This is a genomic window from Nocardiopsis ganjiahuensis DSM 45031 (assembly GCF_000341085.1).
Classification (GTDB): Bacteria; Actinomycetota; Actinomycetes; order Streptosporangiales; family Streptosporangiaceae; genus Nocardiopsis; species Nocardiopsis ganjiahuensis.
Genome location: NZ_ANBA01000015.1, coordinates 108,429 through 130,862, shown reverse-complemented (window position 1 = coordinate 130,862; position 22,434 = coordinate 108,429). Strand labels below are relative to the sequence as shown.

Below are 22,434 nucleotides of genomic sequence, written 5' to 3'. Positions count from 1 at the left end.
GAAAAGCCGGAACGGCGGCGCGGAAGCGCTCGAGCCGTAGGCAGGGTCCAAGGATTTGCTGAGAACCTCCGAGCGAGCGTACTCGCATGTGGGAGCGGGTGCGCCACTCCCCACCCGGTCGGGACCGGGATCGGCCCGCTCCTGGGCGGGAATGCCCGACCGTACGGCGGCCCGGTGTGATTCCGCCGACTCCTCCCTCCGGTCAGGCCGTGGCGAGGGGGAGGAGGATGCGGACCGAGCTCCCCCCGGGACCGCTCTCGATGTCCACGCTGCCGCCCTGCGCCTCGACCAGGGAGCGCACGATCGGCAGTCCCAGGCCGACGAGCCCTCCCGCCTCGTTGGAGCGCGTGGTCACGAACGGCTCGAACACCCGGGGGAGCAGGTCCGGATCGATCCCGGGCCCGTCGTCCGCGACGGTCAGGGCCACCGTGTTCCCGCGGACCGCGGCGGACACGTCGACGGTGACGCCCGGCGGATTGTGGTCGATCGCGTTGGAGACCAGGTTCATCAGGCACTGCTCCAGCCTGGCCTGGTCGCCGAGCACCACCTGGGGGACGGCCTCGTGGAAGACCACGTCGGACGCGAAGGCCGGGGACCGGACCCTGGCCCGTACGGCGTCGAACAGGTCGGGCAGGAAAACGGGGCCGCGGTCGGCGTCGACCCCGTCACCGCCGCGTGCCACCGCCATGAGGTCCTCCAGGACCCGCCGCAGCCGTTCGAGCTCGGCGTGCACGACCTCCGCCTCCGGTCCGCCGAGCAGCTCCAGGTGCCCCTCGGCGACGGCGAGCGGGGTGCGCACCTCGTGGGAGATCGCTGCCAGGTAGCGGCGCCGGCCGGTGTCCGCCTCCTCGATACGGGTGAGCATCCGGTTGATCTCGGTGGCCAGCTCCGCGATCTCGTCACGGGTGCCGGGAACGGGCACCCGCGTGGTCAGGTCGGTCGGGGAGATCTCCTTCGCCGCCGCCGACACCTCCCGCACCGGTGCCAGGGTGCGGCGCACCACCAACCACAGCGCGACCCCGCCGGCGCCGACGCCGATCCCCCCGGTCAGGACGGTGACCAGCAGAACCGAGGCCGCTGTGTCGTGGACGGTGTCCAAGGGCGCGACGACGGTGAGGACGGCGATCTTCTCGTCGGACGCGTCGGTGACGAGGGTGTCCAGCACACGGACCTGGCCGATGCCGGTGTCCACGGTCCTGGCGACCCCGGGCGCCGAAGCGGGCGCCTCGTCCCCGCGCATGAGCGCCGCGACCTTCGCGGGGCCGCCGGTGCTCTGCAGACGGACCCCGTTGACGTGCACCAGCGACACGTGCCGGACCCCGCTGGGGCGGATCGCCAACGCCCGGTGCGCGGCACGCTCGGCCTCGGGGCCCGAGACCATGCCGTCCAGCCCGGCGGCGGCGGGCAGCTGGTCCCCCAGCGTGTCGCTCAGGAGCGCGGACTCCTGGCGCAGCAGGTCGTCGACGTCGTTGCGGCCGGAGACGAGGACCAGCTCGTAGGTCAGGGCCGTGACGCCGCCGAGCACCAGCACCATCACCAGCAGCGCCCGCAGGACCAGGCGCCGGGTGAGGCTCATCTGTCGCCGTCGCTCAGGCGGTAGCCGACCCCGCGCACGGTCCGGATGCGCTCCGCCCCGAGTTTGCGGCGCAGCTGGCTGATGTAGACCTCGACGACGTTGGAGGCGCCGTCGAACTCGTACCCCCACACCAGGTCGAGCAGCTGCGACTGGGAGAACACCTGGCCGGGGTGGTGCAGGAAGACCGACAACAGGGCGAACTCCCGAGCGGACAGGGCGACGGTGGCGCCGTCCACGAAGGCGGTGTGCCCGCTCAGGTCGAGCGTGAGGCCGCCGACGGTCAGGGCGTCAGCGCGGTCCTGCCCGCTGGTCCGCAGCCGGGCCCGGACCCTGGCCAGGAGTTCGTTCACGCTGAACGGCTTGACCATGTAGTCGTCGGCGCCGGCGTCGAGGTTGGCGATCCGGTCGGCGACCGCGTCCTTGGCGGTGAGCACGATCACCGGCACCGACGGGCGGCGCAGGCGGAGCCGGCGCAGGAGCTCCTCACCCGACAGGCCCGGCAGCCCCAGGTCCAGGACGACCAGGTCGACGTCGGGGGACAGGGCCATGACCAGACCGTCGATGCCGTCGGAGGAGACCACCACCCGGTGTCCGGCGTTCTCCAGGCCACGCCGGACGAACGAGACGATGCCCTCCTCGTCCTCCACCACCAGAATCGCCACCGTGCCGCGCCCCCGCTCCCTTGGTCCCGTCCAGCATGCCGGTGAATGCTGAGTCCCTGATGAAGGCAACCTGAAAGCCCGCTTCAGGTTGGTTTCAGGTTCCCATCATGGGGCTGGTGGACAATGGGTTCCACTCAGCGACCCACCGCCGCCCACTGCCGAAGGAACCGATGATGCGACGCCGGAGGACGACCCTCGTCGCCTGCGCCGCGGCCGCCCTGGCGGTCCTCGGCGTGAGCGGCTACCTCTTTCCCAAGGACCCGGACCTGGTGGTCGACACCATCCGCCTCGACGGTTTCACGAGCGCCCCCACGCTCCGCTCCCCGGTCGGGGAGGGCACGTCCCGGCCGGTCGACGGCCTCGAGCAGCTGATCGGTGAACTGCGCTCCGGTGCCGCTCCGCAGGACTGGTACGTCGGGGGTGTGGGGGTCGACTTCGGCCCCCGCGCGTGGCTGCTCACCGATCCGGTGGTGGAGGACTTCGACGGCGACGGCACCGCGGGCCCCCTCCTGGAGGAACTGCGCGCCCTGGAGGGGAGCGAGGTCACCCTCGGGGTGCGCCACGCCCCCGACGGGGACCCCGAACGCGACGACGCCGGTGTGTTCACCGTCAACGGACTGACCTTCCGGGACCCCGACGGGGGAGCGGCCCCCTGGGAGGACACGGGCTCCCTGAGCGAGGCCGGCCGGGAGGAGGTCGCCACCGCCGCCGAGGAGGCCGTCGGAGAGGGGGCCGAGGCCACCGGCGTCGACCGTGTCGACGAGGACGGCTGGCGGGGGTGGGAGGCGCGGGTGCGCGGTGCCGACGGGCAGTGGTACAGCGTGATCCTCGATCTCTCCGGCGCGGTCGCGGACGTCCGCGTGAACGACTGAGGCGCCCGCCCCGGCCCTCTCGCTCCCCACCTGAAAGCCGTCTTCAGGTTCCTTTCAGGAAGGGCTCAGCAACCACTGGCACGCTGGCCCGGTCCGGTTGGAACAAGAGAGGAGACGGGGTTGTCACGTCCGCCATCCCTTCGGCTGTCCGCCGGGCAGTGGGTCGCCTGTGTCGTCACCGCCTTGGTGATCATCGCCAGTCTGGGTGGTTACGGCTGGTACCAGGGTCTGGTCGGTAACATCACGACCGCTCAGGTGGACACCGACGAGTGGGACCGGCCCACGAGTGTAGAGGGGGTCATGAACCTCCTGATCATCGGGTCGGACGTGCGCTCGGGTGAGAACGCCGAGTACGGCGAGGCCGAGGGCGAGCGCCCGGACACGATGCTCATCGCGAGTGTCAACGTGGACAGCGGCGCGGCCACCCTGGTGAACCTGCCGCGTGATCTGATGGTGGACCTGCCCGGCTGCGAGGCCGTGGAGGGTTATGAGGGCATGTCGCCTCACCAGGGGATGATCAACTCGGCGATGACCTTCGGCGGGGTGGGGTGTCAGTGGAACGCGGTGGAGCAGGTCACCGGGGTGCATCTGGACCATTTCGTGGTGATGGACTTCACGGGGTTCAAGGACATGGTGGACGCGATCGGCGGGGTGGAGATGTGCATCCCCGAGCCGGTGGACGACCCCAAGGCGCACCTGGTGCTGGACGCGGGGTTGCAGACCCTGGACGGTGAGGACTCGTTGGGGTTCGTGCGCTCGCGCTACTCCCAGGGCGACGGCAGTGATCTGTCGCGGATCGACCGCCAGCAGGAGTTCATGGGGGCGATGCTGCGCGAGGTGCTCAGCAGCGAGGTGATGACCAATCCGGTGACCATCACCAACTTCCTGGGCGCGGTGACCGACTCGATCACCACCGATGACGCCCTGACCATCGACACGATGGCCGACATCGCGATCTCGATGCGCGAGGTGGACCTGGACCGGGTCCAGTTCGTGACGGTGCCCAACGGCGCACACGCCGAGGACGGGAACCGGCTCGCCCTGAGCCAGCCCGCCGCCTCGGAACTGTTCGAGGCGATCAACTCCGGTGCGGACCTGTTCGGGGAAGGGTCCGAAGACGACTCGGAGGGGGAACCCGAGGGAGTCGGGGCCACCCCTTCCGACATCTCGGTGGAGGTCGTCAACAACACCGGGGTCGAGGGCCTGGCCCTGGAGATCCAGGCGGTCCTGGTCGATGAGGACTACGTGGTCACCGGCACCGGCAATCCGGAGCTGCGGGCGCCCGAGCTGACCACGGTCTACCACGGGCCGGGTGACGAGGCGGCGGCCGAGCTGTTGGCCGGTGAGCTGAGCAACGCCCAGACCGAAGAGGTCGAAGGGCTGGAGCAGACCCTGGAGCTGGTCGCGGGTACGGACTGGGCCGGGTTCGACGACGGCTCCTCCTCCGAGAGCGAGCTGTCCGTCACCGACGACCTCGGCGGCAAGACCGCCGAAGCCGCACCGGAGAGCGCGTGCTGACGCGGTCGGCCGTGACCGCGGGCGGCGGCTCCGAGACCGGCCCCGCAGCCGCCGGGCGGGCGAGCGGGTAGGCCCGTCCCCGGGGGGCGAACCGATCCGCCCGTCGCGAGGGCGACGGAGAACGCGCGCACGTCCGACAGGAGCGGACGGGCCCCTCTCAGTCCTGGTCGAGGGGCCGCACCCGGGTGGCGGTGACGGTGGGCAGCGCCCCCGGCGCGGCCCGGCGGACCCTTCCCTCCACGACCAGCAGGCGGGAGCCCAGCACCACGGCCGCGGAGGACTCCTGGGCGTCGGAGAACAGCGCGACCTCGGTGATGCCGCTGCGGTCCTCCACGGAGGTGAAGACCACCCGCCGCCCCGAGCGGGTGGGTGGGGTCTGCACGCTCACCCGCACCCCCGCCACCGTGACCCGGGCTCCGTCGGGGACCCGGTGCAGCTGGTGGGCGGTGACCAGGCCGTGGCGGGCCTCCAGGTCCGCGAGCCGGTCCACGTACGGGTCCAGTACGTGTCCGGACAGCTCGTACCCGAGGACGCGCATCTCCTCGGTGACCCGCTCGGCGTGGGTCATCGGCGGAAGCGAACCGGCGCCCGCCGGGACCGGGGCGTCCGAGTCCAGGCGGAGCTGCCCCGGGGAGGCCGAGGGGCCCGGTCGGGCGCGCGCCAGGGCGCGGGCGCGCACCAGCACGTCGCGCCGGTCCCGGGCAGCGGTTCGCCCACCGGCCCCGGGACCCGGGTCGGCCAGGGCGTCCAGGGCACCGACCAGGGCGAGGTCGTCCAGGGTCTCGCGGGGCAGCCGGGTGCGGGCGGTCAGGTCGCGCAGGTCGGAGTAGGGGCGGCCGGTGAGGAGGCGGTCGCGGTCGGCGTCGGTCAGCGACCCGACGTCGGACAGGGAGGGGCGCAGGGCCCACCGGCCGGTCACGGGGTGGCGCTCCACGTTCCACGCGGCGCCGGAGGCGTTCAGGTCCAGGTCCAGCACCGGCACGCCGTGGCGGCGCGCGTCGTGCAGCAGCGCCCTGCGCGGGTACATGCCGGGGTCGTGGGTCATCACCCCGGCGAACAGCGCCGCGGGGAAGTGCGCCTTGAGGTAGGCGGACTGGTAGGTGGGCTCGGCGAAGGCGGCACCGTGTGCGCGGCAGAACCCGAAGTTCCCGAAGGCGGCCACCATCGACCACACCCGGTCGACCACCCCGGGGGTGTGGCCGCGCCCGCCCGCCAGCGAGCGGAACTCGCTCTCCACCTGGGCGCGCCCCTCTTCGGAGCCCAGGGCCCGCCGCATCGCCTCGGCGCGGTCCAGCCCGCAGCCGGTGATCGCGTCCAGGGCCAGAAGGAGCTGTTCGTGCCAGAGCAGCGCTCCGCCGGTGGGCGCCAGGACCGGTTCGAGGGACGGGTGCGGCACCGGCAGCACGGCCCCCTGGCGCCCGGCCAGGTACACGGAGACCATGTCCACCCCCATCGGCCCGGGGCGGAACAGGCTGATGTCGGCCACGAGGTCGTCCCGGGTCCGGGGCCGCAGCCGGGAGACCAGTTCGCGCTGGCCGGGTGACTCGATCTGGAAGCACCCGAGGGTGTGGCTGCCGGCCATCAGGTGGGCGGTGCCCTCGTCGTCGTCGGGCAGGGCCTCCAGGTCCAGTTCGGTGCCCGTGGTACGGATGATCTCGGTGTGGGCGTGGGCCAGCGCCGACTGCATCCGTACGCCCAGGACGTCCAGTTTGAGCAGTCCCCACTCCTCCACGTCGTGCTTGTCGGCCTGGGTGACGGGATAACCGGCCTGCGAGGGCTGGGTGGGTACCCGCGCGGCCATGTCCTCGGAGGACAGGACCAGCCCGCAGGGGTGCATCGCCACGTGCTGGGGGAGGCCGTCCAACCGCTCCGCCAGCCGGAACAGCCTCCGGACGTGTGCGGAGTCCAGGCCCTCGAGGCGGCGGAGCTCGGGCAGGTCGCGCGCGGTCTCACCGATCCTGCTCGCCCGCACCCGCGGGAACACCCGGCTGATCCGCTCCACCTCCACCGCCGGCAGGGACAGGGCCAGCCCTGCGTCACGCAGCGCCGAGCGGGCCCGGTAGGTCTCCAGCATCCCGACCGCAGCGCTCGCCCCCGCGTGGGAGGCGAGCACCGCGTCGTAGGCCTCCAACCGCCGGGCGGACTCCACGTCCAGGTCGACGTCGGGCTGGCCGGGGCGGCTGGGTGTCAGGAACCGCTCGAAGAGCAGCCCGCTCTCGACGGGGTCGATCGAGGAGATGCCGAGCAGGTGCACCACCAGGCTCCCCACCGCCGACCCCCGGGCGGAGCAGCGGATGCCCTTGTCCCGGATCGCGGCCGCGGCGTCCGCGACGGTCAGGAAGTACTCCCACAACCCCATCCGGTCGATGACGGCGAGCTCCTGGGCGGCCCTGTCCCGGGCCGCCCGGGCCCGGCGGCCGTGGTCCAGCCCCCGCCGGGCCGCGCCCTGGGCGACCCGGGAACGCAGTTCGGCGCGGGCCCGGGGCCGGTCGGGCAGGTGCAGACGGCCCCAGCCCAGGTCGGCGACCGGGTTCAGGGCGCAGGAGGTGGCCAGTGCCGTGGTGTGGGCGAGCAGCCGCCGGGCGCGCGCGGTGTCCCCGGCGCACACTCCGACCGCGGTCTCCAGCATGTCGGCACCGGTGGCCAGGTGGGCGTGCGCGGTGCGCGGTTCGGGGGAGCGGCCGCCGGGGGAGTGGGCGCGGACGCGGTCCAGCGCCCACGCCACCTCGGCGTCGCGGGCCGCGGTGTAGCGGACGGCGTTGGTCAGTACCGCCAGGAGCCGTTCCCGGTCGGCCAGCCGGACCATGCTCCGGGCGAGCAGGCGCTGCCCCGGGGCGCCGTGGTCGTGGGGTGCCAACACCGTCTGGGCGCCGGTGGCCAGCCAGACGGCCAACAGCTCCCGGGCCCGGCCGGGCCGTTCCTGGGCCAGGGCCCGGCCCACGTCGGAGTCGGGGCCGAGCAGGACCACGGCCCCCTCGGAGTGCTCCACCACCTGTTCCGGTGTGACGGCCACCGGCCCCGGGCCGCGGTGGGCGGCGGTGACCAGGCGGCACACTCCCGCCCAGCCGGAACGCCCCCGGGCGAGCACGACCACACGGCCTCCCTCGGGGGTGGCCAGTGCCAGGTCCACACCGAGCACGGGCCGGAGCCCGGCGGACTCGCAGGCCCGGACGTGCTCGGCGGCGCCCCAGACCCCGTCGCGGTCGGTGAGCGCGGCCATGCCCTGGCCCGCGTCGGCGGCACGGGCCACCAGGGCGGTCGGGGTGGCGGTCCCGTACCGCCGGGAGAACGACGAGGCGACCCGCAGATGCGAGAACAGGTAGACCCCTCCCCTGGAGAACGGACAGCGCAGCCAAGGGGAAAGACACCACGACTCGAACAAATGTTCGATAACTGTAGCGCACGGGAGGTTGCGTCGCACCCCCTGACCTGGACCGACACCGACTCCAGAGGGCGTCAAGGCCTACAGGACAGGGGAAGCGGCCGTGTCAGCCCTGACCGGGCCGGGCCCCGGCCCACCGCGGCAACGGCGGAGGCGACCCTGCGAGGGCGTGCACGCGTGGTGACCAGCGTGTGCACGTGTGGTGACCGTGGCAGCCGCCACGGGAAGTTCCGAACCAAACCGCGCGCTCCCCCGTCACAAGAGTGGTCCGGCTCCTCCTGGCCCTTCGGCCTCACGGCCTCCGGGTCCGGGAACCGGACGTTCTCCTCGTCCTCCTCGCTTCACTCTCGGAGACCACTCATGAACCGTGTCCTCGTCCCCCGGCCCCTGACCGGCAACGTGCTCGTCCGGGCGGCCGCCGGACTCGCCGCCGTCATCTTCGCGACAGCCGTGACCTCCTGTTCCTTCTCCGTCGGTGACCTGAGGCCGGTGGGTGAGGAGGAGTCGGCCCCGACCGACGCCGAAGCCGAGGAGACCGAGGCGGCAGAGGCCGACGAACAGCCCGCGGAGGAGGAAGGCGAAGCGGAGGAGGCCGCCGACGCCGACGCCGGCTCCGCCATGCCCGTGGACCCCGCCGACGCCGTGGTCTGGGACGACGAGACCTACTGGCTCAGCGGGTCCGGGGACGCGCTCTACCAGCTCGAATGGACGCCCCAGGTCAACGCTTCCCTGGAACTCACCCACACGGGTACGGCCAACTTCATCGTGGTCCCCTACGACGCGGAGGGGGTGCGCATGGGCAGTATCGCCAACGACATCGGCGCGGTCGAGAGCGAGTTCGTCCTGGAGGAGGGGGCGATCTTCGGCGACGCCGGAGAGATCGAGTTCATCCACGTCCAGGCCGACGGCGACTGGACCATCAGCCGCTGAGCGGAAGGGCGTCAGGGGCCGGAGCGCGCTCCGTGAACCCTGACGCCCTTCGGCTGTCGCCGACCGGTGCCGACACTGATGAGCGCCTACATCAGTGCCTGGGCGCGAGGCCCCGCGGAGGTAAGGGTCATGTCCGGGTAGCGGTCACCCTCCACAGCGGCGGCGATCGCGTCCAGGGCGTCGAGTTCGGGACCGGTCGGACACACGTCGACGGACGCCGCGTTCTCCTCCAGGCGGTGAACCTTCTTGGTACCGGGAATCGGCACGACCGGCAGCCCCCAGACGTCGGCTCGCTGGCGCACCCAAGCGAGCGCGACCTGGCCGGGTGTGGCACCGTGCGCCTCTGCGGCCTCCGTGAGGGGGGTCAGGAGGCGCGCGTTGGCCTCGGCCCGCCCCTCGGCGAAACGCGCCAGGCGGAGACCGACCCGGCCGACTGCGTCCGGCGCGTCCACGAGTTCCACCGCGACCATCCGGACCTGCTGCGCCTCACGCTCATCGGGGTGGCGGCCTGGCCCAACATCATCCAGCAGCTGTCCCGGATGATCCTGGGCCGGGGCCCGCGCACCGAGGAGGCTCAAGGTCCCCAGCAGGGTCGTTCCGTAATGAAGTGGGCGATACAGGACTCGAACCTGTGACCCCTACCGCTGACCCCTGCCGCGCAGATCAGAGTGAACCGTTGTCTTCCTCTGGTTCTCCTGGCTGGACGAGTTCGCTCGCGCCGCTTTCGTTCGAGCGGCGGATGGCGTCCTGCGTGCGGTGCACGGCGATGGCGGTGTCGAAGTTCGGTTCGTGCGCCGCGCCGGTCCGGATCGCGGCGGCGAATCCCCGGTAGACCTCCCCCGCATTCGCGGCGGGCGAAGGGTTGTCGGAGCCCTTGGTCCAGAAGCGCTCCGGTACCGGGAGCACCGCGGTGTCGCCCGTGGTCGTCTTCCGCAGTTGGTAGCGGGGAGCGACCAGCGAGTCGTCCGCCGATTCCAGGACCAGACGGCCGGTGCGGCCCTGCACCTCGATGCGGTACCCGGCGCCGGCGGGACCGCCGGTCATGATGTGGACCGAAGCAGGCGCGCCCGATTCCAGGACGCCGTGGACCAGGATCTGGTCGGGCGACGTGACCTTCAACCGCTCACCGGTCTCCGTGATCGTCACTTCGGGGATGCGGGTCGCGAGCCGGCCCGACAGCGCTGTGAGACGGCCGAGCGCGTGCGCGAACTGGTCCATCGCGTGCCCGCCGACCACCGCGAGGTGGTTGACGCCCTTGGTCGCGTCGAACAGGTCGGCGTACCGCTCGGACCATTCCTCGGCCGCGCCGATCGAATAGTGGAGCGAGGCCGAGAGCACGTCGCCGACAGCGCCTTGGGCGATGAGCTCGTGCAGGTACCGGATCGCCGGGTGGTGGCGGGTCTGCAGGCCGACCGCGTGCTGGACGCCCTTTGCGGCGGCCAGGTCGCGGTAGCGCTCGGCGGTCGCGGCGTCCAGCGCCAGCGGCCATTCGACGTACACGTGCTTGCCGGCGGCGATCGCCGCTGCGACCAGGTCGTCGCGCTTCGGCAACTGGACGGCGATGAGCACCGCCTCCACCGCAGGGTCGGCCAGCAGCGCGTGTGCGTCCCCGTAGGAACGCTCGGCGCCCCACGCCTCCGCCGCTTCGGCGGCTTGTGTCGCATCGGTGGACGCCACGGCCACGATGTCGAAATCATGTGAATCCCGCAGGGCCGCAAGGTGCACCGCCCTCGCCCAACCTCGCTGGGCGTGCGCTCCGATGACGCCGATCGCGATCTTCTCGTTCATTGCCTTGTTTCCTTGTCCGGTGGCAGGGGTCAGAGGGCCGCGGTCGCGGGTTCGGATTCTTCGGCGGCGGTCTCAGGTGTGGCGGGGGTGCGCAGGGCGAAGGCGGTGAGGACCGTTCCAGCTGCCACGACTCCGGCCGCGATGAGGAACGCCAGGCTGTATCCGTCGCGCAGGGCGGTCATGGCAGCGGTGCCGGACTCGATCCGGTCCGCAGTGACAGCGGCTGCGGCAGTAGCGAGAACGGCGAGACCGATTGCGCCACCCGCCTGCTGTGCGGTGTTGTTGAGCCCCGATGCCAGGCCCTGGTCTTCGGGAGCGGCGCCGGACATCGCGGCCATGATCGCCGCCGGGAGCGCCAGGCCCATGCCCACGCCCATGATGAAGAGGGCAGGCATGACGTCGGCGAAGTAGTTCCCCTGCTCCGGAACGCGGCTCAGGAGCAGGAGTCCGGCGGCCAGTGCCGTCATTCCGGACATCAGGACCTTGCGGATGCCGAATCGGCCGGTGAGCCTGGATGACAGGAACAGAGAGGTGATGCCGAGTGTCACCGGGGCGGGGAGGAACGCCAGGCCGGTGTGCAATGAGTCGAGACCGAGCACCCGCTGGAGGTAGAGGGCCCCGAGGAACTGGAAGCCGAAACCGGCGACGAAGATGGTGACGACCACAAGGTTGGCGGTGGAGAGCCGGCGGTCGCGGAAGATGCGCAGGGGCAGCAGCGGGGTGGCGGCTCTGGTCTGGCGCCAGAGGAATCCGATGAGGAGGGCCACGGCGATTGCGCCGAGTCCGAGCGAGCGTCCGGTGGTGGATTCGGGTTCGGCGATCTGGGCGATGGTGTAGACGCCGAGTGAGAGGCCGATAGTGACGAGGGCCGCCCCGAGGAGGTCGGCGCCCTTGTCGAAGCCGATGCCGGGCTGCCCGGTGATGAAGCGGAGCGCGAGGACGAGGGTGGCGATGCCGATGGGGACGTTGACGAGGAACGCGCTTTCCCAGCCGAGGGTCTGGGTGATGACACCGCCTGCGATGAGGCCGATCGCGCCGCCGCCTGCGGAGACGAAGCTGTAGATGCCCATGGCCTTGGCCTGTTCACCGGGTCGGGGGTAGAGCGCGACGATCATGCCGAGGATGACTGCGGAGGCCATGGCTCCACCGACGCCTTGGCCGAAGCGACCGGCAATGAGCATGGCGGGGTTGACCGCGAGTCCGGCGAGGACGGAGGCGAGGGTGAAGGTCGCCAGCCCGGCGATGAACACCCTCTTGCCGCCGAGGAGGTCGCCCAGGCGCCCGGACAGGAGCAGGAGCCCGGCGAAGGCGATGAGGTAGGCATTGACGACCCAGGCCAGGCCCGAGTCGGTGAAGCCGAGGTCGTCCTGGATGGTCGGGAGCGCCACCGTGACGATGGTGCCGTCGAGGATGACCATGAGCTGCATGGCGAGCAGCACGCCCATCGCCCATCCGCGCCCGGTTGCCGGTGCCGCCTGTCGAGTCGTTGCCGCTCGCTGTCCCATCGTCATGCCTTCCGTCGCATTCGCAGTGCGGGCCGGTCGGCCCGCTCCCAACTGACATTACGGAGCTGAAATGAGCGCAACAATGATCGTGAGGCGCAGATGGATGTCCGAAACACTCACCGATCCGGAGGTTAGGATATGCACATGGACGTGTTGAGTGACATGATCGCCGCGACCCGCGTGGGCCGGCCCGGGTTCGGGACGACCGTGCGGCACGCGCCCTGGGGGCGCTCGTATCCGAAGTTGGCCGGGGCCGGATTCCACATGGTGCTGCAGGGGTCGTGTTGGCTCCTTCCGCGCCAGGGGGATCCGACGCCGCTCTCGGTCGGCGACGTGGTGTTCCTGTACGGGGATATGGGACACGGCCTGGCCGACAGCCCCGAGACGCCGCTGACCGAGGTCGCGGGCCCCGGGGAGCCGCAGATCGTGGAGGGCCCCGGGATGCGGACGGCGCTGCTGTGCGGGGTGTACGAGTTCGAGCGTGACTGGTCGCACCCGCTGCTCGACAGCCTTCCCGAGGTCGTGCACGTGCCCGCACAGCTGGGCCGCCATCCGCAGCTCCGTGCGATCGTGGACCTGCTGACCGCCGAGCTGGACGAAGGCCGACCGGGCGGTGACGCGGTGGCGCCCGCGCTCCTGGACGCCCTGCTGGTGTACATCCTGCGGGCGTGGCTGTCGGAACAGGACAGGGGCGGCGCGGGCTGGGCTTCGGCACTGCGCGATCCCGGCCTGGCCGCGACGCTCGGCGAGATGCACGAGCACCCGGGCCGACAGTGGACGGTCGAGGAGTTGGCCGCCCACGCGGGCATGTCCCGGGCGACGTTCGCTCGCCGGTTCACTGCCGACGTGGGCGAGTCGCCACTGGCGTATCTCACGCGGTGGCGGATGGTCACGGCCGCACGGCGACTGCGCGGCGGCGAAGAACCGTTGTCGGCTGTCGCCAGGTACGTCGGCTACAGCTCGGAGTACGCGTTCGCGAAGGCCTTCAAGCGGATCCACGGCACCGCTCCAGGCCGCTACCGCCGCGAGGACGCTAAGCAGGCTGCGATGCAGGCTGGGTGAGCTGTCGGTCTCCAGCTGCGGGGCTGGGGCCCACGCTCCCGGGGGTGAAGCGCATCTGCGAGATGGTTGCCGAGGAGATGGAGAAGAGCGTACCCACGGTGCCCGAGACCCGGTGGATGCGGTGTGTGGGCGCTCTCACGAACAAGGAGCGGGAGCGGCTGTTCGGCATGGCGCCGACCCTCGAAGGGCACTGTTGTGGAAACAGCGAAGGCGGGCTCCCGGAGGAACCCGCCTTCTGCTTGTGGGCGATACAGGACTCGAACCTGTGACCCCTACCGTGTCGAGGTAGTGCTCTAGCCAACTGAGCTAATCGCCCTTATGGAAATGTGGTGCCCGTGGAGCCGGAGACGGGAATCGAACCCGTGTGCAGGGATTTGCAGTCCCTTGCCTCAACCACTCGGCCACTCCGGCTTGCAGAAGCACGGGGGAACCGAGCGGCACCCACGCGTGCCTTTCTCCGAGCGGACGACGGGATTCGAACCCGCGACCCTCACCTTGGCAAGGTGATGCTCTACCAGCTGAGCCACGTCCGCGTGTGATCCGGGATGCTCTCCCCGATCCGATCCGATTGTGCCACCTGAAGCGGCACTATGCGAATCGCTCGAGCGGACGACGGGATTCGAACCCGCGACCCTCACCTTGGCAAGGTGATGCTCTACCAGCTGAGCCACGTCCGCGTGTGATCCGGGATGCTCTCCCCGATCCGATCCGATTGTGCCACCTGAAGCGGCACTATGCGAATCGCTCGAGCGGACGACGGGATTCGAACCCGCGACCCTCACCTTGGCAAGGTGATGCTCTACCAGCTGAGCCACGTCCGCGCGGCGAGTGCTTCGGTGCGGCTCCGGTTTTCCCGGCGCCGCGTCCCTCGCTGCGTTAAGAACTCTAGCGGAAGTTGGGGGAAGTGCGAAATCGGCTTCTCCCAGGGGGTTCCGCGCTCTGCCGTGGCAGGCCTGGCCGGCCCGCCGCGGCGGCAGGAGCTACTTCTCCACGTGCGCGGGGGAGGAGGGCATGTCGGGTCGGGGCGGGGCGGACAGGTACTGGCCGACCCTCTCGATCACCTTGTTCATCTCGTAGGCGATCAGGCCCACGTCGCTGTCGGCGTCCGACATGAGGGCCATGCACGCGCCCTCACCGGCGGCGGCCACGAAGAGGAAGGCGCGGTCCATCTCGATGATGCTCTGCCGGATGTTCCCCGCGGAGAACTGCTTGCTGGCTCCGCCGGCCAGGCTGTGCAGGCCGGAGGCGATGGCCGAGAGGTGTTCGGCGGCGGGGCGGTCCAGTCCGCTGGAGGTCGCCATGAGGAGGCCGTCGGTGGACAGGACGATGGCGTGTTGTGTGCCCGAGGCGCGGGTGAGGAGGTCGTCCAGCAGCCAGCTGAGTTCGCCGCGGGCGGTGCTCGATGGGGTCATGTCTCTCTTTGCTGTGTCTGGTGTGGGCGTGCGTGGAGGGGGCACGCGCGCTTCGGGGCGCTTCACGTGTACCGGCTGGAGAAGTGGCTCGAGGGGTTGCCACCGGCCCCGCATAAGCGTTGCCCAGATGATAGTCATTCGTAACTTATCTGTCCGGCTGCAGCCATCGGTTCCGGGTGGGCCGCCCCTGGTGGATAACGACTCTGACCAGTGGTGACGGTTCCCTGAAAAGAGTGGGGAGACCGGACCGGCGGCCGGTGCCGGACAGGGGACTTGCCAACGTGCGACCCCGGCGGGTAGGGGCCGGTCCGGGGGATCACCAGGCGAGGTGAGGGGTTGAGGTGGGAGGATTCGAGGTGTCACCGGCCCGACCAGGGCCCTTGAGAACTTGGGGGTTGGAATGAGGGTGTGGATCGCCGGCGCCGGTTACGGCCGCGGCGCCGTGCTGGAGGAGAAGGACGCGCGTATCCCCGTGGCCGACCACGGCATCACGGTCGGGGACGGCGTCTTCGAGACGGTGCGCGCGCAGAACGGAAGGCCGTTCGCGCTCACCCGTCACCTGAAGCGTCTGGCCCGCTCCGCGCAGGGGCTGGGCATGGACGAACCCGACCTCGAACTGATCGCGGACGGTGTGGCCCAGGCCGTGGCCGCCAACCCGGAGCTGCCCGACGCCCGTGTGCGCATCACCGTCACGGACGGGGCAGGGCCGCTCGGTTCGGACCGGGGCCAGGGGGAGCAGACCGCGATCGTGGCGCTGGGTCCCTTCCCCGGCATCGCCCCGGCCACGGACGTGGCCCTGGCGCCGTGGCCCCGCAACGAGTTCGGTGCGCTGGCCGGGCTCAAGACCACCTCCTACGCGGACAACGTGCGCGCCCTGGCCTACGCGCGTGAGCGCGGTGCCACCGAGGCGGTCTTCCGCAACATCGGCGGGAACCTGTGCGAGGGCACCGGAAGCAACGTCTTCGTGGTGCTCGACGGCAGGCTCGTCACCCCTCCGCTGTCGGCCGGTCCGCTGGCGGGCATCACCCGGGAACTGGTCCTGGAGTGGTTCGGCGGTGAGGAGGAGGACGTTCCCATGGAGCGGCTCCCCGAGATCACCGAGGCCTTCCTGACCTCCACCGGCCGTGACGTGCAGCCGATCCTCAACATCGACGACCAGCGGGTGTCGGCCGAGCCGGGCCCGGTCACGGCGAAGGCGATGGCCGTGTTCGCGGAGCGCTCCGCGGCCGACATCGACCCGTGAGGCAGGGCCCGCCCGTGACACAGGAGTGACGGGTGGGAGCACGAGAGGGAGGGACGGCGCCCAGGCGCCGTCCCTCCCCGGTTCTGCCGGATCACCGCGGTCCGCGGGTCGTCCGGCGGATGACCTTCTGTCTCCGGGTCACCGGCGGGTGACCTTCTGTTCTGGTGCGCGGAGCAGGAGGCGGGCCCTCAGGAGTGCAGGTGCTGCTGGATCTCCTCGTCGAGGTCCACGAACTGGCCCTCCTGGCCCGCGGGGACGATCTCGTAGGTGCGGTGGAGGAACTCCGCCAGCGGGGAGACCTGGGTGTCGAACTCGGCCTGGCCGAAGGGCGAGGAGAGCGCGATGCTGACCGTGCGGTCCCCGCCGTCGTCCTTGGAGGGCCACACGCGGACGTCGCCCTCGCCGACGGGGCGCACGATGCCCACGGTGAGGAGCTCGCGCGCGAAGATCCACTCGACGGGGGTGTCCTCGCCGGTGTGGAACGCGACGCGGATCGCGTAGGGGTCGTCAGCGCTGTAGTCGAGTTGCGCGACGAGGGGAACCGCAGTGCGCTCCGGGACCACGAGTCGCAGGCCCAGCTCGGCGGTGGCAGTGGTGTCGCTACTGTTCATGTTCGCCAAACCTTTTCTCGTCCGGCCCAGAGTCCTGGGTCGCGGGCCGGTTGCCGTCTCACTCGCTCCAACGCGGCTGTCCGCGGACTATGACGTGAGTACGGAGACTTTCTTGGTCGGTGGGACCGGAGGTCTCGCTGCCCGCCCAGCGGGTCCAGCGCGCCGCAGGGCGGCACCACGATCCTTCGTCACTGTAATGACCAGGGGAAACCAAAGATTTCCCCATGATGAGTGGCCCGTGTCACGCGGAGGTCAATCCGCGGTCGCGTCGGGAGGGTCCACAGAAGCGGGAACTCCTACTCATTGCGGGGATCGCGGTCGGTAAAGGAATCCTGTGGGAACCCGCCGATCGCCATGTGTGACCTCGATCACATGCCCGCGGCCCCGCTGGGCGGGTTCGGGTGCGTCGATCACTCCCGAACATGCGCTAGAGTTTTTCTTGTCAGGCCGACGAGGCCGGACAGGGCAGCAGCCCAGGGGGCGATTAGCTCAGTTGGCTAGAGCGCATCGTTCACACCGATGAGGTCACTGGTTCGAGTCCAGTATCGCCCACCGACAAGAGGGACCCACTCCGTATCGCACGGACTGGGTCCCTCTTTTTTTGTTTTGGTCCGGCCAAGCCCGGGCAACGTGCGCGTATGCGACCGGAGGCGGGTTTCGGAAGCGTCCGGGGCCGGGAAAGGTCCCCGCCTATTCGCCAGGTGCGTCCGGGGGAGAGGGAGGCGAGGGGGGAGCGGTGCCGTCACGGCGCGCGGCCTTGGCGGACCTGCGCCCGCGGTACCGCTCCAACAGGTCGTTCTTGGTGCGGATCGCCCATTTCTCACCCCTGCGCGCCCACACGCGCGCGGGACGCAGCAGACGGTGGGCCCAGCGGAACTCGGTGCTCAGCACGAGCAGCCCGAGGAGAATCGAGGTGATCCCGGGGCCGGGCACGATGAGCATGGCGATTCCGGCCAGGATGACGACGGTGCCCACCGTGCCGACCAGAACGCGCCAGGGAAGGTGCAGGGCGGGGTGCGTGTGCATGCGTCTGCGGAACAGGCGGAGCCGTGCGCGCAGGCGCCTCCACCGTCGTAGACGGGCATGACGACTGGGGGATGTCTCCGGGGCCGGAGGCCCGCTCGGTGGACTCGGTGACATGCGCTCACAGTATTCGGTCAATGCGACGAGTGCTTTCGGACCAGGCTCCAAGGGAGTGATCGGATGTCTGCTGATTCTCACCGATCTCGCGGGTGTGATCAATGGTTCCTCCCGGACCTGTGGAGAATCCCCGGACACCACGAAGCCGATAGCATCGTGGGAGCGAAACGCCTGGCCTCCGCACCGCCGTCGGCCGGCTCGCATCCACGACATCGACGTAATCCCTAGGAGTCACCGTGTCCGCCGCGTCTGAGCTGCACATCACCCTCGCCGGAACCCCGCGTGCGGTGGCGGCCACGACTACCGCGGGGCAGGCTCTGGAGGCGGACGGCAGGACCGTGATCGCCGCCCTGGTCAACGGCGAGCCCCGCGACCTGGCCTGGGAGCTCTCCGACGGCGACGCCGTCGAACCGATCGCGATCGACTCCGACGAGGGGCGGGCGATCCTGCGCCACTCCACCGCGCACGTCCTCGCCCAGGCCGTCCAGGAGCTCTTCCCCGAGGCCAAGCTGGGTATCGGCCCGCCCGTCGAGAACGGTTTCTACTACGACTTCGACGTCGCCGAGCCCTTCACCCCCGCCGATCTCAAGAGCATCGAGAAGAAGATGCAGCAGATCATCAAGCAGGGGCAGCGCTTCGACCGCCGGGTCGTCTCCGACGACGACGCCCGCGCCGAGCTCGCCACCGAGCCCTACAAGCTGGAGCTGATCGGCCTCAAGGGCGGTGCCGCGGAGGCCGCCGAGGGCGCCTCCGCCGAGGTCGGCGCCGGTGAGCTCACCATCTACGACAACATCCACTCCCGCACCGGCGAGCTGTGCTGGAAGGACCTGTGCCGCGGTCCGCACATCCCCACCACCAAGGCGATCCCGGCCTTCAAGCTGATGCGCACCGCCGCCGCCTACTGGCGCGGCAAGGAGACCAACCCGCAGCTCCAGCGCGTCTACGGCACCGCCTGGGAGAACAAGGACGCGCTCAAGGAGTACCTGGCCTTCCTGGAGGAGGCCGAGAAGCGGGACCACCGCAAGCTCGGCTCCGAGCTCGACCTGTTCTCCATCCCGGACGAGATCGGCTCCGGCCTGGCCGTCTTCCACCCCAGGGGCGGTGTCATCCGCCGGGTGATGGAGGACTACTCGCGCAAGCGCCACGAGGAGAGCGGCTACGAGTTCGTCTACTCGCCGCACGCCACCAAGAGCGCCCTGTTCGAGAAGTCGGGGCACCTGGACTGGTACGCGGACGGCATGTACCCCCCCATGCAGCTCGACGGCGGTCAGGACTACTACCTGAAGCCGATGAACTGCCCGATGCACAACCTGATCTTCGACGCGCGCGGGCGCTCCTACCGTGAGCTGCCGCTGCGCATGTTCGAGTTCGGCACCGTGTACCGGTACGAGAAGTCCGGTGTGGTGCACGGCCTGACCCGCGCCCGCGGCTTCACCCAGGACGACGCGCACATCTACTGCACCCGCGAGCAGATGGCCGACGAGCTGGACTCGCTGCTCACCTTCGTGCTGGAGCTGCTGCGCGACTACGGCCTGGAGGACTTCTACCTGGAGCTGTCCACCAAGGACCCGGAGAAGTACGTCGGTGACGACGCCAGCTGGGACGAGGCCACCGACACCCTGCGCCGGGCCGCCGAGAAGCAGGGCCTGGAGCTGGTCCTGGACCCGGGCGGCGCCGCCTTCTACGGCCCGAAGATCTCCGTGCAGGCCAAGGACGCCATCGGCCGTACCTGGCAGATGTCCACCATCCAGCTGGACTTCAACCTGCCCGAGCGCTTCGACCTGGAGTACACCGCCGCCGACGGCACCCGTCAGCGCCCGGTGATGATCCACCGCGCCCTGTTCGGCTCCATCGAGCGGTTCTTCGCCGTGCTGCTGGAGCACTACGCCGGCGCCTTCCCGGCCTGGCTGGCCCCGGTCCAGGCGGTGGGCATCCCCATCGCCGACGAGCACGTCCCGTACCTGCAGGAGGTCGCCGCCAAGCTGCGCGCGGAGGGGATCCGCGTCGAGGTCGACGCCAGCGACGACCGGATGCAGAAGAAGATCCGCAACGCCCAGAAGCAGAAGGTGCCCTTCATGCTGCTGGCCGGTGACGAGGACATCAGCAAGAACGCGGTGTCCTTCCGCTACCGCGACGGTTCGCAGAACAACGGTGTTCCCGTGGACGAGGCGGTGGCCGAGATCGTCGCCGCCGTCCGCGAGCGCCGCCCGTAGGGACCTGCTGTCCGGGCCCGCGGCCCGTGAGAGACAGCGGAGCGCCCGTCCCCTGCCGGGGGCGGGCGCTCCGCTGTATCGGGACGGGGCGGGTCAGCCGCGCTCACTCGGGCTCTTGCCGTCCTTCTCGTCCTTGAAGAGGTCCTCGCGGGAGATCTTCGCGGTGGCGTTGGGGTCCGGCGCGGTCTCCTCCTCGTCGTCGCGGAACAGGTCCGCGCGCGAGATGCGGTGTGTGGCGTTGGGGTCGCTCATGAGGTACTCCTTGTGCGTTGGGGCAAGCCGGATTTTATCGGCCTCTCCCGCAAGGGCCGCACGTTCGGGGGCGGTGATGCTGTTCAGGAGCCCGTGGTGTTGCGTTCCCAGGCCTGGTCGGGGACCCGGATCACCAGTTCGATCAGGTAGTCCGCCGCGGTCAGGGCGCGGTCGGGGTCCAGTCGCATGGCCGCCCAGGTCATGACGTGGCCGCCGGTGAAGCGCACCGGGAGGGAACGCGACCGGCAGTCCGACAGCAGCCAGGAGACCGTGTCGTGGTCCAGGACGGTGCGGGTGAAGCGGTCGTCGGAGCCGACGGTGTGGAAGGCCTCGGCGAAGGACCGGTCGACCTCCTCCGGGCCGCCTCTGCCGTCAAGGGACACGGTACGCGCCAGGTCGCGCCGGCGGATCTCCAGGTCCGCCCCGACGCCCGGTGTGTGCACCGCCACGACGCGGTGGGTGTGCCTGGCCCGACCCGTGCCGCGCCGTGCGGCCGTGGAGGAGCTGTGTGTGAGCTCGAACATGGTGACCAGGTGTGCCCCGCGCCGCCCGGTGAGCACGTGCTGCACACGCGGGTCCTTGCCGCGCAGGGCCAGAGGCAGGACCGCCTCCTCCAGCGGGCGCGGATGGTGCTCGGTGTAGTGCCAGCCGTGTTCGCCGGCCCACCCCTTCAGCTCGCTGACCCGTTCCTTGCGAAAGTGCGCGGCGACCGTGATCGCTCCGGCCGACACCACCACGGCGACCAGGGCGATCAGGGACAGGGCGCCTTCCATCCGGTGTCTCCTCCGGTGGGGAAATGTGAGAGGCCAGGGACCCGCTGTGCCTCCACCGAGGCGGATCGGATCTCCGCGAGCCCGGTCATCAGGGGGCCCGCACCGGCCGTACAGGTCCATTCTGTGCCGATCGGTGGTGCTTGTCACCCCTTGTTGCCCTCCTCCGATGACGCTGGGGAGGCGTACGCCCCACACCCGTGCCCGGTTCCCGCTCCGGCCGCGGGTCCCTCGGGTGGTGGCGGAGCTGGTGTGCGGGGCCGCTGCCTGCGGGGATGCCGGCGTCCACGCTCACGCTCGGTGATCGCTCCGACACCTCGCTGGTTGCCGCCGGGCCGGTTCCGTGCGAACGGTACCCACGGGTGAGCGGAGGGCGGGGGTGTCCGGAAGTGGCCATCCTCGGACACCCGGGAACTTCGGATGCGGGATCGCTCGCGGTTCGGGGCGGGGTTCGTACCGCCGTGCCCCGGTCTCAGGGGGAGTCCCTGCGTTGCCCGGGGCCGGTGGCTCCAGGGTCGGTGGCTCCGGGGGTGTGTCCGCCGCGGCCTAGGTGTACTGACCTGACAGATGGGTCAGCGGTATCCGTGACGGGAGGCCCGGGCTCTCCTGCGGCACGGGGAGCCGGACAGAGGGACCGGACAGCTTCGGGTCGTGGGCCAGGATCCGCAGGTGCAGTTGCTGCAGTTCCGGGCTGGGATCCACACCCAGCTCCCCGGCCAGGCGTGCGCGCATGTCCTCGTAGGAGACGAGTGCCTCGGCGCAGCGACCGTCGCGGTACAGGGCCATCATCTGCAGTCCGCACAGCTGTTCGTGCAGCAGGTGGGAGCCCATCACCGGGCGCAGGCGGGCGAGGACCTCCGAGTGCCGGCCCTGGGCCAGCCGTACGTCCATCAGGTGTTTGAAACAGGTGAAGCGCTGCTCGTCCAGGTGCGTGTGGGCGAGCGCCAGGTCGTTGTACAGGGACGTGCCCTGGAGGACGTCACCGCGCCACAGGTCGAGTGCCTCCTCGAGGATCTGTGCCGCCTCGGTCAGGTGCCCCTCCGTGAACTGTCGCAGGCCCCGTCGCAGCAAGGCGTCGAAGACACAGGAGTCCAGTTCGTGCTCCCCGACCCGGATGCGGTAGCCGTCGCCTCCGGTCTCGATCCGGTCGATCCGCTGACGCAGCTGGGAGACGTACGTCTTGACGTTCCCGCGTGCCGAGCGCGGGGGGACGTCGCCCCAGATGTTGTCAACCATCCGGCCGAAGGGCACCACGCTGTTCGCCCGTACCAGGAGGGTGGCCAGGAGTTGGCGGTGTTTTTTGCGGTTGACGGGAACAGGCTCCCCTGAGTCGTCCGTGACTTCGAGTGGTCCGAGCATTCTGAAGTCCATGAATATCTCTGTCCGCCCTTATTTCAGATGACTGCTGATCATGAGGACTTTCGATGGGTGTTTCTATTCTTCTCGTACATCCGATGGAAAGGCGATGATCAAATTCATCGTCCGGTGAGCGTATCCT

General features: G+C 70.4%; 18 protein-coding genes and 6 tRNA genes. 7 read left to right on the top strand and 17 right to left on the bottom strand.

Annotated features, from left to right (window positions below):
* Positions 1 to 202: 202 nt before the first annotated feature.
* On the bottom strand, positions 203 to 1,576 hold the full coding sequence (locus tag D458_RS0122115; RefSeq protein WP_017588918.1) for a sensor histidine kinase: 1,374 nt from the start codon (positions 1,574 to 1,576) through the stop codon (positions 203 to 205).
* The gene (locus D458_RS0122110) at positions 1,573 to 2,238 is read right to left on the bottom strand and encodes a response regulator transcription factor (RefSeq protein WP_017588917.1); all 666 of its coding nucleotides are present in this window, start codon (positions 2,236 to 2,238) and stop codon (positions 1,573 to 1,575) included. The genes D458_RS0122115 and D458_RS0122110 overlap by 4 nt, the downstream gene beginning before the upstream one ends.
* A gap of 170 nt (positions 2,239 to 2,408) precedes the next feature.
* Here D458_RS0122110 and D458_RS0122105 point away from each other — a divergent pair, with 170 nt between their 5' ends.
* The gene (locus D458_RS0122105; RefSeq protein ID WP_017588916.1) at positions 2,409 to 3,110 is read left to right on the top strand and encodes a hypothetical protein; all 702 of its coding nucleotides are present in this window, start codon (positions 2,409 to 2,411) and stop codon (positions 3,108 to 3,110) included.
* Between the two features lie 120 nt (positions 3,111 to 3,230).
* Positions 3,231 to 4,628 (top strand): LCP family protein, encoded by a 1,398-nt coding sequence (locus tag D458_RS0122100; RefSeq protein WP_017588915.1) that lies wholly within the window; start codon positions 3,231 to 3,233, stop codon positions 4,626 to 4,628.
* A gap of 157 nt (positions 4,629 to 4,785) precedes the next feature.
* On the opposite strand, the gene D458_RS0122095 is transcribed toward D458_RS0122100, so the two are convergent.
* On the bottom strand, positions 4,786 to 8,010 hold the full coding sequence (locus D458_RS0122095; protein WP_017588914.1) for a PHP domain-containing protein: 3,225 nt from the start codon (positions 8,008 to 8,010) through the stop codon (positions 4,786 to 4,788).
* 360 nt (positions 8,011 to 8,370) lie between these two features.
* On the opposite strand from D458_RS0122095, the gene D458_RS0122090 reads away from it, so the two are divergent.
* Complete coding sequence (locus D458_RS0122090) at positions 8,371 to 8,940, top strand: hypothetical protein (RefSeq protein WP_017588913.1); 570 nt, start codon at positions 8,371 to 8,373, stop codon at positions 8,938 to 8,940.
* Positions 8,941 to 9,026: 86 nt separating this feature from the next.
* On the opposite strand, the gene D458_RS0122085 is transcribed toward D458_RS0122090, so the two are convergent.
* From D458_RS0122085 to D458_RS0122070, 3 genes are all read right to left on the bottom strand, one after another.
* A complete protein-coding gene (locus D458_RS0122085; RefSeq protein ID WP_017588912.1) occupies positions 9,027 to 9,410 on the bottom strand; it encodes an aldo/keto reductase in 384 nt (127 codons plus the stop codon).
* A gap of 193 nt (positions 9,411 to 9,603) precedes the next feature.
* Entirely contained in the window at positions 9,604 to 10,728 is a 1,125-nt protein-coding gene (locus D458_RS0122075; protein ID WP_017588910.1) for a Gfo/Idh/MocA family protein, read from the bottom strand.
* A gap of 29 nt (positions 10,729 to 10,757) precedes the next feature.
* A complete protein-coding gene (locus D458_RS0122070; RefSeq protein WP_017588909.1) occupies positions 10,758 to 12,173 on the bottom strand; it encodes an MFS transporter in 1,416 nt (471 codons plus the stop codon).
* Between the two features lie 204 nt (positions 12,174 to 12,377).
* Between D458_RS0122070 and D458_RS0122065 the strand changes: the two genes are divergently transcribed.
* Positions 12,378 to 13,295, top strand: a complete 918-nt coding sequence (locus D458_RS0122065) for an AraC family transcriptional regulator (protein ID WP_040702693.1) — start codon at positions 12,378 to 12,380, stop codon at positions 13,293 to 13,295.
* Between the two features lie 242 nt (positions 13,296 to 13,537).
* Here D458_RS0122065 and D458_RS0122055 read toward each other — a convergent pair.
* The 6 genes from D458_RS0122055 to D458_RS0122030 all read right to left on the bottom strand — a co-directional run bounded on the left by D458_RS0122055 (position 13,538) and on the right by D458_RS0122030 (position 14,707).
* Positions 13,538 to 13,611, bottom strand: a tRNA-Val gene (locus D458_RS0122055).
* A gap of 20 nt (positions 13,612 to 13,631) precedes the next feature.
* Positions 13,632 to 13,706: transfer RNA gene (locus tag D458_RS0122050), tRNA-Cys, on the bottom strand.
* 49 nt (positions 13,707 to 13,755) lie between these two features.
* Positions 13,756 to 13,828 (bottom strand) — tRNA-Gly (locus D458_RS0122045).
* Between the two features lie 71 nt (positions 13,829 to 13,899).
* A tRNA-Gly gene (locus tag D458_RS0122040) sits at positions 13,900 to 13,972 on the bottom strand.
* A gap of 71 nt (positions 13,973 to 14,043) precedes the next feature.
* A tRNA-Gly gene (locus tag D458_RS0122035) sits at positions 14,044 to 14,116 on the bottom strand.
* A gap of 159 nt (positions 14,117 to 14,275) precedes the next feature.
* A complete protein-coding gene (locus tag D458_RS0122030) occupies positions 14,276 to 14,707 on the bottom strand; it encodes a roadblock/LC7 domain-containing protein (RefSeq protein ID WP_017588907.1) in 432 nt (143 codons plus the stop codon).
* Positions 14,708 to 15,107: 400 nt separating this feature from the next.
* Here D458_RS0122030 and D458_RS0122025 point away from each other — a divergent pair, with 400 nt between their 5' ends.
* Complete coding sequence (locus D458_RS0122025; RefSeq protein WP_026119568.1) at positions 15,108 to 15,950, top strand: aminotransferase class IV; 843 nt, start codon at positions 15,108 to 15,110, stop codon at positions 15,948 to 15,950.
* Between the two features lie 188 nt (positions 15,951 to 16,138).
* Here D458_RS0122025 and D458_RS0122020 read toward each other — a convergent pair whose 3' ends face one another.
* On the bottom strand, positions 16,139 to 16,561 hold the full coding sequence (locus D458_RS0122020; RefSeq protein WP_017588905.1) for an SsgA family sporulation/cell division regulator: 423 nt from the start codon (positions 16,559 to 16,561) through the stop codon (positions 16,139 to 16,141).
* Between the two features lie 478 nt (positions 16,562 to 17,039).
* On the opposite strand from D458_RS0122020, the gene D458_RS0122015 reads away from it, so the two are divergent.
* Positions 17,040 to 17,113, top strand: a tRNA-Val gene (locus D458_RS0122015).
* A gap of 138 nt (positions 17,114 to 17,251) precedes the next feature.
* Here D458_RS0122015 and D458_RS33985 read toward each other — a convergent pair.
* The gene (locus D458_RS33985; protein WP_017588904.1) at positions 17,252 to 17,587 is read right to left on the bottom strand and encodes a PGPGW domain-containing protein; all 336 of its coding nucleotides are present in this window, start codon (positions 17,585 to 17,587) and stop codon (positions 17,252 to 17,254) included.
* A gap of 350 nt (positions 17,588 to 17,937) precedes the next feature.
* On the opposite strand from D458_RS33985, the gene thrS reads away from it, so the two are divergent.
* A complete protein-coding gene (gene thrS, locus D458_RS0122005) occupies positions 17,938 to 19,914 on the top strand; it encodes a threonine--tRNA ligase (protein WP_017588903.1) in 1,977 nt (658 codons plus the stop codon).
* Positions 19,915 to 20,007: 93 nt separating this feature from the next.
* Here thrS and D458_RS37055 read toward each other — a convergent pair whose 3' ends face one another.
* From D458_RS37055 to D458_RS0121990, 3 genes are all read right to left on the bottom strand, one after another.
* The gene (locus D458_RS37055) at positions 20,008 to 20,166 is read right to left on the bottom strand and encodes a hypothetical protein (RefSeq protein ID WP_017588902.1); all 159 of its coding nucleotides are present in this window, start codon (positions 20,164 to 20,166) and stop codon (positions 20,008 to 20,010) included.
* Between the two features lie 83 nt (positions 20,167 to 20,249).
* Positions 20,250 to 20,939: a hypothetical protein gene (locus D458_RS0121995; protein ID WP_017588901.1), complete on the bottom strand. Its 690-nt coding sequence runs from the start codon at positions 20,937 to 20,939 to the stop codon at positions 20,250 to 20,252.
* 543 nt (positions 20,940 to 21,482) lie between these two features.
* Positions 21,483 to 22,307 (bottom strand): AfsR/SARP family transcriptional regulator, encoded by an 825-nt coding sequence (locus D458_RS0121990; RefSeq protein WP_083936392.1) that lies wholly within the window; start codon positions 22,305 to 22,307, stop codon positions 21,483 to 21,485.
* Positions 22,308 to 22,434: the final 127 nt, after the last annotated feature.

What these genes read in the sequence shown, in the direction of transcription:
- D458_RS0122115 (WP_017588918.1), bottom strand. Translation starts at nt 1,576, where the DNA reads ATGAGCCTCACCCGGCGCCTGGTCCTGCGGGCGCTGCTGGTGATGGTG.
- D458_RS0122105 (WP_017588916.1), top strand. Translation starts at nt 2,409, where the DNA reads ATGATGCGACGCCGGAGGACGACCCTCGTCGCCTGCGCCGCGGCCGCC.
- D458_RS0122090 (WP_017588913.1), top strand. Translation starts at nt 8,371, where the DNA reads ATGAACCGTGTCCTCGTCCCCCGGCCCCTGACCGGCAACGTGCTCGTC.
- D458_RS0122085 (WP_017588912.1), bottom strand. Translation starts at nt 9,410, where the DNA reads ATGGTCGCGGTGGAACTCGTGGACGCGCCGGACGCAGTCGGCCGGGTC.
- D458_RS0122075 (WP_017588910.1), bottom strand. Translation starts at nt 10,728, where the DNA reads ATGAACGAGAAGATCGCGATCGGCGTCATCGGAGCGCACGCCCAGCGA.
- D458_RS0122070 (WP_017588909.1), bottom strand. Translation starts at nt 12,173, where the DNA reads ATGGGCGTGCTGCTCGCCATGCAGCTCATGGTCATCCTCGACGGCACC.
- D458_RS0122065 (WP_040702693.1), top strand. Translation starts at nt 12,378, where the DNA reads ATGGACGTGTTGAGTGACATGATCGCCGCGACCCGCGTGGGCCGGCCC.
- D458_RS0122030 (WP_017588907.1), bottom strand. Translation starts at nt 14,707, where the DNA reads ATGACCCCATCGAGCACCGCCCGCGGCGAACTCAGCTGGCTGCTGGAC.
- D458_RS0122025 (WP_026119568.1), top strand. Translation starts at nt 15,108, where the DNA reads ATGAGGGTGTGGATCGCCGGCGCCGGTTACGGCCGCGGCGCCGTGCTG.
- D458_RS0122020 (WP_017588905.1), bottom strand. Translation starts at nt 16,561, where the DNA reads ATGAACAGTAGCGACACCACTGCCACCGCCGAGCTGGGCCTGCGACTC.
- D458_RS33985 (WP_017588904.1), bottom strand. Translation starts at nt 17,587, where the DNA reads ATGCACACGCACCCCGCCCTGCACCTTCCCTGGCGCGTTCTGGTCGGC.
- D458_RS37055 (WP_017588902.1), bottom strand. Translation starts at nt 20,166, where the DNA reads ATGAGCGACCCCAACGCCACACACCGCATCTCGCGCGCGGACCTGTTC.
- D458_RS0121995 (WP_017588901.1), bottom strand. Translation starts at nt 20,939, where the DNA reads ATGGAAGGCGCCCTGTCCCTGATCGCCCTGGTCGCCGTGGTGGTGTCG.
- D458_RS0121990 (WP_083936392.1), bottom strand. Translation starts at nt 22,307, where the DNA reads ATGGACTTCAGAATGCTCGGACCACTCGAAGTCACGGACGACTCAGGG.